This is a genomic window from Metabacillus litoralis (assembly GCF_020524045.1).
Classification (GTDB): domain Bacteria; phylum Bacillota; class Bacilli; order Bacillales; family Bacillaceae; genus Metabacillus; species Metabacillus litoralis_C.
The window spans coordinates 18,473-34,273 of record NZ_JAIVKL010000018.1 but is presented as its reverse complement, the minus strand read 5'-3'; the positions used below and the strand labels follow the sequence as shown (position 1 = coordinate 34,273).

General features: G+C 32.5%; 18 protein-coding genes. All 18 read left to right on the top strand.

All coding sequences use genetic code 11. The features are described from left to right. The first annotated feature begins 2 nt into the window (after positions 1-2). Positions 3-1,472 (top strand): DEAD/DEAH box helicase, encoded by a 1,470-nt coding sequence (locus tag LC076_RS19850; RefSeq protein ID WP_226670826.1) that lies wholly within the window; start codon positions 3-5, stop codon positions 1,470-1,472. Between the two features lie 105 nt (positions 1,473-1,577). Next, positions 1,578-1,886, top strand: coding sequence for a late competence development ComFB family protein (locus LC076_RS19845; protein WP_226670825.1), 309 nt, complete (start codon positions 1,578-1,580; stop codon positions 1,884-1,886). After that, positions 1,855-2,553: a ComF family protein gene (locus LC076_RS19840; RefSeq protein WP_226670824.1), complete on the top strand. Its 699-nt coding sequence runs from the start codon at positions 1,855-1,857 to the stop codon at positions 2,551-2,553. Before LC076_RS19845 ends, LC076_RS19840 begins: the two co-directional genes overlap by 32 nt. A gap of 59 nt (positions 2,554-2,612) precedes the next feature. Then, positions 2,613-3,035, top strand: coding sequence for a TIGR03826 family flagellar region protein (locus tag LC076_RS19835; protein ID WP_226670823.1), 423 nt, complete (start codon positions 2,613-2,615; stop codon positions 3,033-3,035). Positions 3,036-3,113: 78 nt separating this feature from the next. Beyond that, positions 3,114-3,377, top strand: coding sequence for a flagellar biosynthesis anti-sigma factor FlgM (flgM, locus tag LC076_RS19830; RefSeq protein WP_226670822.1), 264 nt, complete (start codon positions 3,114-3,116; stop codon positions 3,375-3,377). A gap of 31 nt (positions 3,378-3,408) precedes the next feature. Then, positions 3,409-3,894, top strand: a complete 486-nt coding sequence (locus LC076_RS19825; protein ID WP_226670821.1) for a flagellar protein FlgN — start codon at positions 3,409-3,411, stop codon at positions 3,892-3,894. Between the two features lie 17 nt (positions 3,895-3,911). Then, positions 3,912-5,471 carry a flagellar hook-associated protein FlgK gene (flgK, locus tag LC076_RS19820; RefSeq protein WP_226670820.1) on the top strand — a complete coding sequence of 520 codons (1,560 nt, stop codon included), beginning with the start codon at positions 3,912-3,914 and terminating at the stop codon, positions 5,469-5,471. 10 nt (positions 5,472-5,481) lie between these two features. Then, positions 5,482-6,363 carry a flagellar hook-associated protein FlgL gene (flgL, locus tag LC076_RS19815; RefSeq protein ID WP_226670819.1) on the top strand — a complete coding sequence of 294 codons (882 nt, stop codon included), beginning with the start codon at positions 5,482-5,484 and terminating at the stop codon, positions 6,361-6,363. A 67-nt stretch (positions 6,364-6,430) separates the two neighbouring features. After that, the gene (locus LC076_RS19810; protein WP_226670818.1) at positions 6,431-7,000 is read left to right on the top strand and encodes a DUF6470 family protein; all 570 of its coding nucleotides are present in this window, start codon (positions 6,431-6,433) and stop codon (positions 6,998-7,000) included. 2 nt (positions 7,001-7,002) lie between these two features. Continuing rightward, the gene (gene fliW / locus LC076_RS19805) at positions 7,003-7,440 is read left to right on the top strand and encodes a flagellar assembly protein FliW (RefSeq protein ID WP_226670817.1); all 438 of its coding nucleotides are present in this window, start codon (positions 7,003-7,005) and stop codon (positions 7,438-7,440) included. A gap of 11 nt (positions 7,441-7,451) precedes the next feature. Beyond that, entirely contained in the window at positions 7,452-7,682 is a 231-nt protein-coding gene (csrA, locus tag LC076_RS19800; protein WP_226670816.1) for a carbon storage regulator CsrA, read from the top strand. A 172-nt stretch (positions 7,683-7,854) separates the two neighbouring features. After that, positions 7,855-8,673, top strand: a complete 819-nt coding sequence (locus tag LC076_RS19795; protein WP_226670815.1) for a flagellin — start codon at positions 7,855-7,857, stop codon at positions 8,671-8,673. A gap of 75 nt (positions 8,674-8,748) precedes the next feature. Continuing rightward, positions 8,749-10,515, top strand: a complete 1,767-nt coding sequence (locus LC076_RS19790) for a motility associated factor glycosyltransferase family protein (protein ID WP_226670814.1) — start codon at positions 8,749-8,751, stop codon at positions 10,513-10,515. Positions 10,516-10,531: 16 nt separating this feature from the next. After that, positions 10,532-10,894 (top strand): hypothetical protein, encoded by a 363-nt coding sequence (locus LC076_RS19785; protein ID WP_226670813.1) that lies wholly within the window; start codon positions 10,532-10,534, stop codon positions 10,892-10,894. A gap of 123 nt (positions 10,895-11,017) precedes the next feature. Next, positions 11,018-12,142, top strand: coding sequence for a motility associated factor glycosyltransferase family protein (locus tag LC076_RS19780; protein WP_226670812.1), 1,125 nt, complete (start codon positions 11,018-11,020; stop codon positions 12,140-12,142). A gap of 28 nt (positions 12,143-12,170) precedes the next feature. Further along, positions 12,171-13,784, top strand: a complete 1,614-nt coding sequence (locus LC076_RS19775; protein ID WP_226670811.1) for a glycosyltransferase — start codon at positions 12,171-12,173, stop codon at positions 13,782-13,784. Between the two features lie 164 nt (positions 13,785-13,948). Continuing rightward, positions 13,949-14,305: a flagellar protein FlaG gene (flaG, locus tag LC076_RS19770; RefSeq protein WP_226670810.1), complete on the top strand. Its 357-nt coding sequence runs from the start codon at positions 13,949-13,951 to the stop codon at positions 14,303-14,305. Between the two features lie 12 nt (positions 14,306-14,317). Next, a complete protein-coding gene (locus LC076_RS19765; RefSeq protein ID WP_226670809.1) occupies positions 14,318-15,790 on the top strand; it encodes a flagellar hook-associated protein 2 in 1,473 nt (490 codons plus the stop codon). Positions 15,791-15,801 lie beyond the last annotated feature (11 nt).

The following is a 15,801-nucleotide window of genomic DNA, read 5'->3' as shown; positions in this document are numbered from 1 at the left end:
ACATGCGTTTTCTATTGAAGGAAAATGTCCTCTACCCCGTGTTTTCACATCATGATGGTTTGCCAATATCAAAACATACAAATATTCCTCAAGTTTCAATACAACATCACTTTTCATACTCTAAACAACTACAAGAATTTCTCTGTGGAAAGGAGTTGCTACCTACAGAAATTCCTTTCCCTTCTGAAGTGCTATTTTCTCACTATCTTCATGGCTTTGTTCAATTAAGTTACGGTATTAAGGAAGAGAAAAACGGTAAAATATGTAACAGATGTGGTAATAAAGATGCTGCATTTTTTGCCTATTTTGATTGTGCAAAATGTGGAGAACAGCGTTGTCATTATTGCAGAAAATGCGTCATGATGGGACGTGTGAGTGAGTGTACACCACTTTATCGATGGTGTGGACCTATTATAAATACCGTAAATGAGACCACATTACAATGGGATGGAAGCTTATCACAGGGCCAGACCAAAGCTTCTGATTATGTGATTGAAACAATCAAACAAAATAATGAATTACTAGTCTGGGCAGTCTGTGGAGCAGGCAAAACAGAAGTATTGTTTAAAGGAATTGAATTTGCCCTAAACCAAGGGAAGAAAGTTTGTATTGCTACACCTCGTACTGATGTTGTTTTAGAATTAGCTCCTCGTTTGAAAAAGGTTTTTCCGACAACAGAGATCTCAGCACTGTATGGAGGAAGTGAAGATAAAGATAAACACGCTTCTCTTTATATTAGCACAACACACCAATTACTACGGTTTAAGGAATCCTTCGATCTTACCATTGTTGATGAAGTTGATGCCTTTCCGTACACTGCAGATTCATCCCTTCAATTCGCTGTGAAAAAATCCCGTAAGCATGAAAGCTCTCTTATTTATTTAACAGCAACACCTTCTAAGCAATGGAAAAATGAAGTGCAACAAAAAAAGCGGCTTGCTGTGAAAATTCCGTTACGCTATCATGGTCATCTTCTTCCTGTACCCGAGTTTATTTGGTGTGGAAATTGGAAGAAAAAACTTACTAAAAATCTTCTTCCTAATAATGTGCTGAACTGGCTCGTTGAAAGGATGAAAAATGATAAACAAGCTTTTTTATTTGTACCTTCTGTTTCAGTGATTCAAAAGGTAGTGGATATTCTAAAGAAAACCGATGAACGAATTGAGGGAGTTCATGCAGAAGATCCACATCGTCGAGAAAAAGTAAAGTTATTTAGAAGCAAAAAGATCCCAATTATTGTGACATCAACCATTTTAGAAAGAGGAGTCACCATTCCAAATAGTGATGTTGCTATTTTAGGAAGTGAAGATGGAATTTTTACTGAAAGTGCGTTAGTTCAGATATCAGGAAGAGTTGGTCGAAGTACTTCATATCCAACAGGTACGATTACGTTTTTTCATTATGGTAAAACAACAGCGATGATGGATGCAAAAAAGCATATTGAAAAAATGAATGAAGAAGCTAAGAAATAGTGACTATATTACCAAATATTTGAAGGTGACTTTTCAACTTGTCTCTAATATGGCATAATGTTGTATAATTGCTTACATTTTGCGATACCAAGGAGATCAAATAATATGGTCATTAACGCAATGGAACGAATCATGAAGGATTTACTAGATGAATATAAAAATCGGTTACAATTGTCTTGTACTTGTGATGAATGCTTAGATGATATTTTAGCGTTAACGTTAAATAAAACTCATCCTCGTTATGTAACGAATTCTGATAAAATCATGTATGTTAAGGCGGAATTTGTTGATAAACAAAATATGACCACTCTTTTAGTTAAACTTGCAGAGTGCGCAAAAATTGTCTCAGACAGACCAACTTGTCAAAAACAAGCAAAGGAGATTGAAGCCCATTCCTTGTCTAATATGTCATGAAGATTTTTCCGAACAAGTAACATGGACAGATTTACTGTTGCCATCAAATCAGCGAACATGTGATGACTGTTATTCGTCACTGCAAAAAATCACTGGACCTACCTGCTGCATTTGTTTTAGACCTCAAGAAAGTGATGGAATATGCTATGATTGCCAAAGATGGAACGATGATATCAATTGGCAAAATATAATCCAAAGAAATGTCTCGGTTTTTCAGTATAACGAAGGAATGAAAAATGTTTTAGCTTCTTATAAATTTCGTGGTGATGCTGAATTAGTAAAGGTTTTTCAAAACGATTTTCTCAATTCTTATAAAAAGTACTTCACAACCTATAAAATAGATGCAACAGTGCCCATCCCATTAAGTGATGAGCGCTTATATGAACGTGGCTTTAATCAAGCAAAACTCCTTGCCGATCTTCTTCCTCTACCTCAACTTCATGTGCTCCAACGAACACATCATGAAAAACAATCGAAAAAATCCCGCCAACAGCGAATAACAGCTTCAAACGTGTTTTCTCTGAAGAATTCAAGTATTATAAGTAATAAGAAACTATTATTAATAGATGATATATATACAACTGGCAGTACACTTCGACAAGCAGCAAAGATCCTTCTTGATTCTGGAGCGGATAAGATTTATTGCCTTACATTAATTAGAAGCTAAAAAAATACAAATTCCTGCCGATATAATAAATAGATACCGAACCGGATAGGAGAATGAAAATGGGAGAATTAGCTAATTGCCCAAAATGTAATACTTTATTTATAGAAACTCAATTTAGATCTGTTTGTGATGGATGCTTTAAAAAGGAAGAAAAAGATTATGAAACGGTTTATGCTTTTTTGAGAAAGCGCGAAAATCGTAAAGCACTTTTACATGAAGTTGTTGAAGGAACTGGAGTACGTGAAGAATTGATTCTAAAGTTTATCCGAAATGGAAGAATACAATTGTCTAATTTTCCTAACTTAGGCTATCCTTGTGAAAAATGTGGTAAATCAATTAGAGAAGAAAAACTTTGTGAAAGCTGTAAAAAAGACATTCACAAGCAAATCCATCAGATGGAACAGGTTGAAAGTATTAGTGAGCGAAATAAACAGCACACTCCTAAGTCAACATACTACTCAAATAGTACTAAAAATAGATAAACGTTAAATAAATTCTCGGATAATCCGATAAATATTATATACACAAACGTACGTTGGTTATGAAAGTGAGGGACAATCATGAAAATTAATAATCTTGGATCAATGGGTGTGAATCCATATAAACGAAACTCAGAAAAAAATGCTGAAGCTGCTGCTAAGTCAAAGACAAGAGAAGATAAGGTAGAGATTTCTTCAAAAGCGATTGATCTTCAACATACAAATGAAGTGACAAAAGCTAGACAGGAAAAAGTCCAAAGCATAAAAACTTCATTAGAGAGCGGTAACTATACGATTGATCCTAAGGCGATTGCTAAGGGTTTAGTTAATTTTTATAAAAAATAAAAAGTTGAAATAAATATACGGAGGGTTATGAATGTTAGCAGAAAAGTTAATGAATACATTAGATAAGCTGTTACAGCTGCATCAAAATCTCTATCAAGTAGCCCTTCAAAAAACAGACTATCTAAAACAAAATAACGTAGAAGAGTTAAAAGAGCTGCTGAAAAAAGAGCAAATGTTTTCTCAAGCCATTAAACAAATTGAAACAGAACGGATTCAGCTATCAGCAGAATTTTTAAATCGTGAGCATGACTTAACACTTTCAGCTTGTATTGAAAAAGCTGAAGGTAAACATAAAGAAAAACTTAAGCAAATTGCTAGTGATTTTTCGAAAACGATGGACAAGCTGAAAGCAGCCAATCAGTTAAATCGTGAACTAACACATCAAGCTCTTCAATTTGTTTCAATTTCTTTAGACATGCTAATGCCTCAAGAAAATATTACAAACTATCAACGACCGGACGCAAGTAATGCACCATCAGATAAATTAAGACGATCATTATTTGATTCACAAGCATAACGGAGGGAGGAAAAAATATGACATCAACATTTTATGGATTAGAAACGGCTAAGCGTGGAATGTTCACCCAGCAAAGTGCCTTAAGTACAACAGCGCACAATGTGGCAAATGCTAATACACCAGGTTACACACGTCAACGTGTAAATTTTGTTCAAACAGAGCCATATCCACCAACATCAAAAAATAGTCCGAATATTCCTGGTCAATTAGGAACAGGTGTAAAAGCTGGAACAGTACAACGTGTGAGAGAGGGCTTTTTAGACATCCAGTATAGAAGCGAAAATAATAAACTAGGATACTGGGATTCTCGCGCGAATGCGTTAGAAAAAATGGAAGAAATCATGAATGAGCCATCTGATACAGGATTATCAATTACGATGGATCGCTTTTGGCAATCACTGCAGGATTTAGCTTTAGATCCGACAAACGCTGGAGCACGTTCGGTTGTGCGAGAGCGTGGGGTTGCGTTAGCAGAAACATTTAACTATTTATCAACCTCACTACAGTCGATTCAAGGTGATTTGAAAAATGAGTTGAATGTATCTGTAAAGGAAATTAATTCACTGGCAACACAAATTAATAATGTAAATAAGCAAATTTCTGAAATTGAACCGCATGGTTATTTACCAAATGATTTATATGATGAACGTGATCGTTTAATTGATCAGCTTTCTTCTTTAGCAAATATCAAAGTGACAAATACTCCATCAGGTGGTAATGCAATAGATATCGCAGAAGGTTCGGTAACGATTGAACTTGTTGATGATAATGGGAAGTCGCTTGGTACACTTGTTGATTCAAAATTTAAACGAGCGAATGAATTTAAAGTTGGATATAATGCTGATAATGGTTTAGTAGAATCTGTTACAATAGGTTCGAAAAAGATGGATATTTTAGAATTTAACAGCACTGGGAAAATTAGCAGCTTAATAGATTCTTATGGATATACGTATGAAAGCAACAACACTGTGTTTGAAAAAGGCCTATTTCCTGACATGGTTGGAAAGCTAGACACAATGGCATTTGAATTTGCTAAGCAATTTAATGAAACACATCGTGAAGGTTGGAGTATTGAAGATTATAACAATGGAGCACAAACTCCTGTTGATTTCTTTTCTTTTGGTGCTACAACATTAACAGATCCGACAGATGCTTCATCATTACTACAAGTTTCAAAGGATATCATTGAATCGACTGATCATATTGCAGCAGCATTTCCTGATTCAACTGGTAATGTGACGATTGGGAATAGTGCTAATGCTATTCGACTGGCAGAAGTGAAAAATAGTACCTTCAGAATTGGGAATGACACAACTACATTCCAAAACTACTATGAAGGAATTATCGGTGGAATGGCAGTAGATGCTCAAGAAGCTGAACGTTTAACAACTAATAGCCAAACATTAAGAGATTCTGTTGATACTCGTAGGCAATCAGTAAGTGCGGTATCCCTAGATGAAGAAATGACAAATATGATTCAATTTCAACATGCATATAACGCATCAGCACGTATGATTACGATGCAGGATGAGATTTTAGATCGGATTATAAATGGAATGGGATTATCAGGAAGGTAGGCAACTAAATATGCGCGTAACACAAAGTATGCTAGCATCTAACTCGCTACGAAACTTAAGTAACAGTTATTCAAACATGGGCAAATATCAAGACCAATTAGCTACAGGTAAGAAAATTAATCGCCCTTCTGATGACCCTGTTGTTGCGATTAAAGGGATGTTTTATCGAACTAACTTGACTGAGGTTGAACAGTATAAACGTAATTTGAATGAGGCTTATCAGTGGATGGAGAGTTCTGAACAGGGGATTGAGCATGCAACACAGGTGTCTCAAAGGATTCGGGAGTTATTGGTTCAGGGGAATAACGGATCGAACAGTCCAGATGATTTAAAAGCAATTGCAGCTGAAATTGGCCAATTAAAGGAAGACTTAGCTGGAGTGGCAAATACGCAGGTTGCAGGAAGATACATTTTTAATGGGACAAAAACAGATAAAAACCCTATAACTGTTAATGGTGATGGTACTCTAACGTTCGATATGAATACTGAGCCTTTCAATGTAGAAGTTTCAAAAGGAGTTCAATTAAAAGTGAATATAAATGCTACTAATGTTTTTGGTAGTGAATTCTTTAATACACTCGATTCGATTGAGGCATCATTGAAAAATGGAGATATGTCAAATGGTGGACAATTGTTAAGTGATTTAGACAGTCATTTTAATATTATGTTGGCTGAACGTTCTGAGATTGGAGCAAGATATAATCGTTTAGAAATGATTGATGCAAGAATACAGGACCAGGAAATTATTGCGAATCGAATCCTTTCTGAGAATGAGGATGCAGATATTGAAAGAGTAATTACTGAGCTTACAATTCAAGAAAGTATTCACAGAGCTTCGTTAGCGGTAGGTTCAAAGGTTATTCAACCTACATTAATTGATTTTCTTCGTTAATAAAATTTTTTTTATTAGGTCTGACACAAACTTTGGAGTCAGGCCTTTTTTATAGGAGTGACTAAATGTGAATATCCCGCAAATCCGATTACAGAGTATATTTGCACAAATTGGCATTCATACTAATCATGCTAAGGTACAAATTGATCAAGAACCTGCAGAACTTTCTATCCAACAACCAAAAGCAGATATAAATATAGAAATAAAGCGATCACGTTTAACAATAGATCAGTCTGAAGCTAGAGCTGATATGGATTTAAAAAGTATCGGAAGAAGAATAGAGGAAGCTGCTCAGCTTGGAAAGAGTAGTTGGTTAGAAGGTATTACAAGAAGAATAAGAGAAGGCGAACAATTGATGAAAATTGAAAATGGAGGTAATCCAATAGCTGAAATCTCTAAACATAATAGTCGTGAATATAATCCACCAGTTAATATTAAATTTATTCCTTCGGCCGGTAGTGTGAAAATTAACTACGAGCCAGCTAAAGTAAATATAGATGTAAAACCTAATAAACCACTTATTGAAGTTGTAGTAAATAAACCAAATATAGAATACACTCCTGGTAACGTAGATATTTCACTAGAGAAAAGAAATGAATTGAAAATTGACTTTGAAACTGCCTTGAAGGAGGTATAAGGATGAATTTAGAGACAAAGTACCATGGAGTTATTGAAGTGTTAGAAAAAGAAATCATTCATTTTCAAAATGGCATCCCAGGATTTCAGGATGAAAAAGATTTTGTACTAATTTCATTAGAAGAAGGTTCACCTTTTTGGATATTTCAATCATTAAATACACCACAATTAGGATTTGTAACTGTGGAGCCTTTTCAATATTTCACAAAATATGAATTTGAAATATCAGAAAAAGATAGAAGTAATCTAGGTCTTGAATCAGAAAAGGATGTAGTCATTTGGGTGATCCTTACAATAAAAGAGCCTTTCAGAGAATCAACCGCTAATTTACAGGCTCCAATCATAATTAATAGAAATAATCGGAAAGCGAAGCAAATTATTCTTAATGATACGAATTATAAGACTAGGGAACGATTATTCCAGGAAAAAAATAATGTGTAGGAGGTGGTTGAATGCTAGTTTTGACTAGAAAACAAGGAGAATCTATTCAAATTGGAGAAAATATTGAAATAACAATTTTATCTGTTCAGGGTGATCAAATTAAATTAGGAATTAAAGCTCCAAAAGAAATTGATGTGCATCGAAAAGAAATTTATTTATCGATCCAAGATTCTAACAGTGAGGCAGCAACCATTCTTCCAAACATTTTAGAAATCCTTAAAACAAATATTCCAAAACCTTAAGAGAAAAAACTTAAGGTTTTTTTTATTTTTCTATAAAAACCGCTAAACGGATTTGAAATCCTGTCGATATATATAGTAAGAGGTTGAACAAATGGCGGCCGACATGAGGGATACCTTAATTAGATGATTCACAAGGATGTGAATCACACACATTCAAGGAGGAAATAATAAAATGAGAATTAATCACAATATCGCAGCTTTAAACACGTACCGTCAATTAAACAGTGCTACAAGTGCTCAAGGTAAATCAATGGAGAAATTATCATCTGGACTTCGTATTAATCGTGCGGGTGACGATGCTGCAGGTCTTTCTATCTCTGAAAAAATGCGTGGTCAAATTCGTGGATTAGAGCAAGCTTCTCGTAACGCTCAAGATGGTATCTCTTTCATTCAAACAGCTGAGGGTGCTTTAAATGAAACACATGATATCCTTCAACGTATGCGTGAATTAGCGGTACAAGCTTCAAATGATACAAATGTAACTGCTGACCGAGTGGCGATATCTGATGAACTAACTCAATTAAACAGTGAGATTACTCGTATTGCAAACGAAACTGAATTCAATACTCAAAAGTTAATTAGTAGCATTGGTGGAAGTTACCAGTTCCAAGTGGGTGCTAATTCAGGTCAAGTCATTGCACTTACTATGACAACAATGACTGCAACTGCATTAGGATTAAGTGCTGGTGCAATTACAGTTACAAGTAATGGTGCAGCAAATACTGCTATTACAAACATTAATGATGCAATTGAAACAGTATCTACAATGCGTTCTAAATTAGGTTCTGTTCAAAATCGTTTAGAGCACACTATCAACAACCTTAATACTGGTGCAGAGAATTTAACAGCTGCAGAATCACGTATTCGTGATGTAGATATGGCGAAAGAAATGATGGGTCAAACAAAGAATTCAATCCTTTCTCAAGCAGCTCAAGCAATGCTTGCACAAGCTAACCAACAACCACAAGGTGTTTTACAACTTCTTCGTTAATTGGTTACGATTATTTTAATATTTAATAAAGGCAACCAACAATTTGGTTGCCTTTTTTAAAAGGGGTATATAAAAATGTTGAATGAAAATATGGAGAATAACTTAAGTATAGAATTAGAGGAAAGCAAGTATGAAAAAGTAAAAACCATTAAAATCTTGAATTATTACTTGCATAGTAAATATAAACCCTTACTTGAAGCAAAAAGAATAGTAGATTCTTCGTACAAGAAAAATCATTTGCATATATTATTTGGATTCGGATTAGGTTATATAGCTAATGCTATGTTAGAAAAAATAAGTGATACTGATCGACTCCTTATTATCGAGCCAAGTGTAAAATTATTTGAAATTGCAATGGAGAACAGTGGAAATAGCTTAGTGATTAATGATAAAAGAGTGGAAATACTTTTAGGAACTGATACCTCCTTATTAGGAAATAAGCTTAATTTATATTTTCAAGAGTACATGGGGCGCTTTACAATTATACAGTCACCTAATTATCCAAAAATTTATCCTGAATTTTTTAGGGATGTATTAAAAATATCTAAAGAAAAATTAATGATGGAAGTTATTAACAACAATACAAGACAAATGTTTTCGTTACAATGGCAAGAAAATTATATTTCTAATTTATACACAGCTTTTACTGCTTATAATATTGAAGAAATTAAAGGGAAGTTAACCTGCCCGATTGTCATTGCCTCAGGAGGTCCTTCTTTAACTAAACAACTCCCATTACTGAAAAAGCTAAAAAATAAAGCTCTAATAATTTGTGCTGGTTCAACTGTAAATTCTTTATTAAAAGAAGATATAAATCCTAATTTGGTGGTTACAGTTGATGGTGGAACCGCAAACTATAAACATTTTGAAAAAATCAATATAGATAATATTCCCTTGGTTTATCCTTTGATAGTTCATAAAGGTATACCATCGAATCACAATGGTAAACAAGTTGTTTTTAATATTAGTGATGTAACAGTATTGAATAAACTGACAAATGAACTATTATCAACTGAACTTGGAATTGTTCAAACAGGACATTCTGTTGCAAATTTTTGTTTCAATATTGCTCTCCAAATAACAAGTGGACCAATTTGTTTAATTGGTCAAGATTTAGCCTATACAAATAAACAAACACATGCATTAGGAAACCAAGGGTTTTCTATCGTAGATGAAACAAAAGAGAAGCAAAGAAATATGTTCTATGAAGAAGGTTATTATGGGGAAGATGTTCTTACAGATTTTATATTTTTGGGCATGAAAAGTGGCTTTGAATACCAAATAAATAAATTTACTGAAAGTGGTAATTCGCGTGATATATTTAATTGTACGGAGGGTGGACTTAGAATCAAAGGTTTTAATCAAATACCCTTTTCAGAGTTTTTTGAGAGGTATTGTAAAATTGATTATAGTGACGAAATTGCTTCATTATTGCCAGATAGAGAAAATAGAGTAAAATGGAACGATTTTTATGAAAGATTATCTGATTTGAAAAATGAATATAATGGAGTAGTTGATTTAGCTAGTGAATCATTAGAAGTCTTAAAAATAGTCGAGAACAATAATTATTTATTTGATCAGGATAGTATCAGTAAACTAGATGAATTCGATTTAGAGTTAAGACGTATATTAGAAAATGAATTTATTTTTTATATATTGAGACCAGTGTTGTTCAAACTCCAACATAGTCATTTAGAGATAGAGGATGAAAGCGAAGAAGAAATGAATGAGAGAATTTATAATAAATCCTTAATATTATATAAAGGGATAAAAGAGGCATCAACTCAAGGGATAGAATGGATCACAAAACTACTTAAAAAAGTAGAAAAACATATTATATAAAGAACGAGGTATAATTATGCAAAACAAACAACTAGTGCAAGAAACAATACAAAGTCTAACTGAATTTTTACCAAAGATTGCTGAAGTATGTATTTTAATTTCAGAGGATTTGAGAGCTGATAAAGAAAGTGAAGCCTTAAGTAATATTAATGATTTTATTAATGCGATGGAATGGTCTACTCAGGCAATAAATGGAATTATATCTTTAGGTTACAACTTAGGTATTAACACTAATGAATTAAACGATTTCTTAAAAGAAGCTCAAGAAGGATTAGAAGTGCATGATTATGTATTAGTTGCTGATATGTTTGAATATGAGTTTGTTCCCAGTATAGAGAATTGGATAAACAAAGTTAAAGAATTGAGCATTAAAAACTAAATGAGATGGGAATTAATTGAGACCAAAACTGTTCCCTCACTGAGAGTAAGAGATAGCAATAAAAATTATTATTTGCATAGTAAGTACAACCCTTTAAAAGAGGCTGAGTCCTGGGTAAGTAATTTGCAAATAAATAAAGAAAGTGACGACATAATTGTTATTGGTATTGGTTTGGGATATCATGTGTTGACGCTAGCTGACAAATATCCCGACCATACAATACATGTCTTCGAGTTGAATATATTATATATGCAATGGTTAATAGAAAAAAAATTACACATTAATTTAAAAAACAAAAAAAATATAATTATTCATCAAATGCAAGATGTTTCAGTTCTTTTAAGAGTACTTTCAGAGAAAATTAATGATTCAGATGAGAATTTATTCATTTATAAACCTTCATTAGAATTAATACCAAACAAAGAAATACGAATTACTTTGGAATCATTCCTCATGAAAAAGAGAACTATAAATGAACAAGGAGATTCATTAACAATAAATTTTAATTTGAATATTCAGTTAAAAGATAAATCATTCAACCAGTTTAATGGAACATATAATAATCATACAACTATTCTAGTTTCTGCAGGTCCATCTTTAGCTAAGCAATTACCTCTATTGAAATCAGCTTCTTTGAGGGGAAATGTCGTAATTGCATGTGTAGGAACAGCTCTAATACCTTTAGTTAAAGCAGGAATAAAGCCGAACTTAATAATGATATCAGATCCAAAAGAACTTATTAATGAACAATTTGATGGATTAAGAGATCTTGATATTCCTTTATTTTACTTAAGTACTGCGAACCATTTAGCAGTTAAACAGTATAATGGACCAAGATTTATAGTTTGGCAAAGTGGTTTTGATAAAGCAGAATACTTAGCTGATAAAACAAAGACTCCACTTATAAAAACTGGAGGTTCCGTTGCGACCTGTCTCTTAGATCTATTAATCAAATTAGGTTCAAAAAAAATAATTCTTGTTGGGCAAGATCTTGCCTTCACAGATGATAACTCGCACACAAAAAACGCACATTCTCAAACCAATATTAAAAACAAAAAAAATCTAATAGAAATAAAAGGTTATTTCCAAAATGAAACAGTATTAACATCTCTTAACCTATTCACTTATTTAAAGTGGTTTGAAAGGTATGTTCAGGAAAAAAATGATATACAATTTTGGAATTGTACAGAAGGTGGAGCTTATATTCAAGGATGGAAGCATGAGCCGCTTCATGAATTGCTAAAATGAATCCAATTTAATTGGAGTGAAAATATAGATGAAGGAATATAACCTCCTTTTAGAAAAATCTAAAAAAGGTAAATATACATGTAAATATCAGATTAAAGGTAAATGGAAATATTTGTATTCTAAATATGAACCAGACAGATTAACAAATCAGATCATTATAAAACAGGATATAGAAGTTATCGTTGTTTTAGGATTAGGGTTGGGGTATGAATTAAGAGAGATATATAATCAAACAAATAAACCTATTTATGTAATAGAACAAGATAGAGATTTTTACGAAACTATTCAAAAAATCTTTCCTGGAAGTATTGAAGAAATGTCGAATGTTTCTCTTTTTTTTAATGAAGAATATAAAGAATTAGAATTTGATATAAATCAGGTTCAATTTATTATTAATAGTAACTTAATCCAGTGTAATTTAGAGTTTTATAATAATGTCATTAGTTATTTTCATTCAGAAAATAATGAAACCAAGACACAACTTATTTGTATGCTTGATCATCCAACAATCCTAGATGATTGCAAGGAGGCATTTCAAGAAATTGGTTATTCAGTCGTTAAATTAAATTGGGAAAATGAAAGTCTGATGTTAAAGAAAATCGCAACTATTAACGCATCTTACTTATTTACAATTAACTTCAGTGAAAAGATTTCCAGTATTAGCAAAACACTCAATATCCCATACATTTCTTGGACAGTTGACACACCCGCATATTCACTATATAACTCTAAAAATTTATATGATAACTTATCGTATTACTTTATATATGACCAAGAGGTGGTTTCTGACCTAAAGCAACAGGGATTGAAGAATGTGTATTATCTCCCAGTTGCTGCAAATGTCAAAAGACTTTCTAGTATAGTAGTTTCTGCAAACGAACATAAAAATTATTCCTCTCAGTTAGCTTTTGTAGGTTCAAGTGGAGCAAAAAATGAATTTCAGGAAAGTATTCTTCCGAAACTACCTTTATATCTAAGAAATGAAGTAAATGATATATTAAATAAACAATTATCAGAAGATCTATATATATTGAGAGATTTAGTTGATGGAAATTTGGTTAGAGAGATAGAACTTCATTCTGGCTATAGTATAAATACTTTGAATCATTCATTACTTTCTAGAGAAGATAAGCTAGCTTTTTTATTAGGTAGGTATCAGTCGTATCTAGAGAGGACTCATATAATTAAACAACTTGCGGGAAAATTTCAATTGAATATATATGGTGACAATAGTTGGAATATAAGTGATGATAGTTTGATTGGAACGTATAAAGGGTTTGCTGAACATTTTTTTGAAATGCCTAAAATTTTCAAAGTGACTAAAATAAATCTAAATATAACTAGGAAATTTGTATATTCTGGCCTACCTATGAGGGTATTTGACGTTCTAGGTTCTGGAGGATTTCTAGTTACTAATTATAAATCAGATATAACGAATTTGTTTAAAGATGGAAGAGATTTAGTTGTTTACCGTGATTTTCAAGACTTAATTGAGATAATTAGATATTTTCTAGAGAATGAAGATAAGCGAGAAATGATTAGAAAACAAGGGTTTGAAACAATTAAAAAAGAACACACATTTATAAAAAGAATAACACAAATGATGGCAATAGTAGATGAATCCAACAATGTAGACAAATAGGATGTTCACATAAATTTTTTTTAATCTCTGTAATTTATATCTATTCTTAAATATGAATTCATGATTCCAATATTTCTCCCTTTATAAAAACAGTTTTTGTACTAAACTATGCAATTAAAATGCCGATAAAATATATAGGTATAGAAAATTGGAGGAGTGTTAATATGCTTGTTAATAAAGTAGCTATACAATCCACACTTCACAACATAGATATAAACAATCAGAAGATTATTCAGGAACAAGAGAATTTAGTTAACGAGTCAGAATTAATAGAAAGGGCTACTAATGAACAAGTTACAAAAGATGAAATTAGACTTATGATGAATAATATGAACGCCTTTCTAAAACCTTCTAATACGCATATTAAATTCGAACTACATGAAGAATTAAATGAATACTATGTAAAAGTCGTAGATGATTATACTAAAGAAGTAATTAGAGAAATACCTTCCAAAAAATGGTTGGATATTTATGCTTCAATGACTGAATTTTTAGGACTTATTATCGATAAAAAGATTTAAGGGTGATAAAAAATGGCTATACGTATTGGTGGACTGGCTAGTGGAATGGATACGGATCAAATTGTTACTGATTTGATGAAGGCAGAGCGTATTCCATTAAATAAACTAACACAAAAGAAACAAATATTGGAATGGCAAAGAGAAGAATATCGAGAAATGAACAAGTTATTAAATGACTTTGATCAATTTATCTATGGAAATATGACTCTTCAAAAAGATTTTCTTAAGAAGAAAGTAACTAGCTCTGATACAAGTGCGGTTACTGCAGTTGCAAATTCATCTGCAGCTAATATAGGTACTAGAATTGAAGTCACACAGATAGCTAAATCAGCAAATTGGATATCTTCTGGACCTACGACTTTCACGGGTGGTGTACAACGTACGTTAGATTTATCAGTAACTAAAGGAGATGGATCAACCTCTAATAATATACAGATAGTCATTGAAGAAAATGATACTTTAGAGAATGTGATATCAAAACTTTCTAACAATAAAGATTTGGGTATTTCTGTATTCCGGGATACGCATACTGGTCAAGTAGTTATTACAAAGAAAGAAACGGGCGAGAAAGCAGCAATTACTCTAAACAACACAGATTCAACTGAAATATTTAAATCTTTAGGATTTACTGATGCTGCTGTTGGTAGTAATTTAACAGTAGGTAGCGGGACGCAAGGGAAAGATTCAATCTTTTCAATAAACGGACTAACTACTTCACGGACAACTAATACATTTGTAGTTGATAATGTGACATATACCCTTCACAAAGATAATTCTGCAGCTAATGTATCACTTTCTAATGATACAGATAATATGGTAGATAAGGTTGTGCAATTTGTAAATAAATATAATGAACTTATTGAAAAAGTTAACGGTAAAATGAATGAAGAGAAATACCGGAGTTATCAACCATTAACAGATACAGAAAAAGAGACTATGACTGAAAAGCAGATAGAGTTATGGGAAGAACGAGCTAAAAGTGGTCTTATAAAAAATGATTCTATTCTTTCAGGTGCATTAACAAAGATGCGTTCTGACTTATATAATCCAAATAATTCGAATGTAGATTTTAAACAACTAGCTCAAATTGGTATAACAACTTCTAGCAATTACTTAGATAAAGGAAAACTTTTAATTAATGAAACAAAATTAAGGGATGCTGTTGCTAAAGATCCGACTGCGATTTTTCAATTGTTTAATTCTAGCGGTTCAACTACTGAAAGTGTTGGACTGGCAAAGCGTATTCGTGAAACAATCAGTACTACAATTAAGAGTATCGAAAAAAAGGCTGGGAAAAACACATCTACGAATCAACAATTTACCATCGGAAGAAATTTAACAAATTTAAATAAACAAATTAATCGTTTTGAAGATCGATTAATTAAAGTTGAAGACCGTTATTGGTCTCAGTTCTCTGCGATGGAACAGGCAATTCAAAAGTCCAATTCACAAATGTCCTATCTAATGCAACAATTCTCATCTTAATAAAAGGAGCT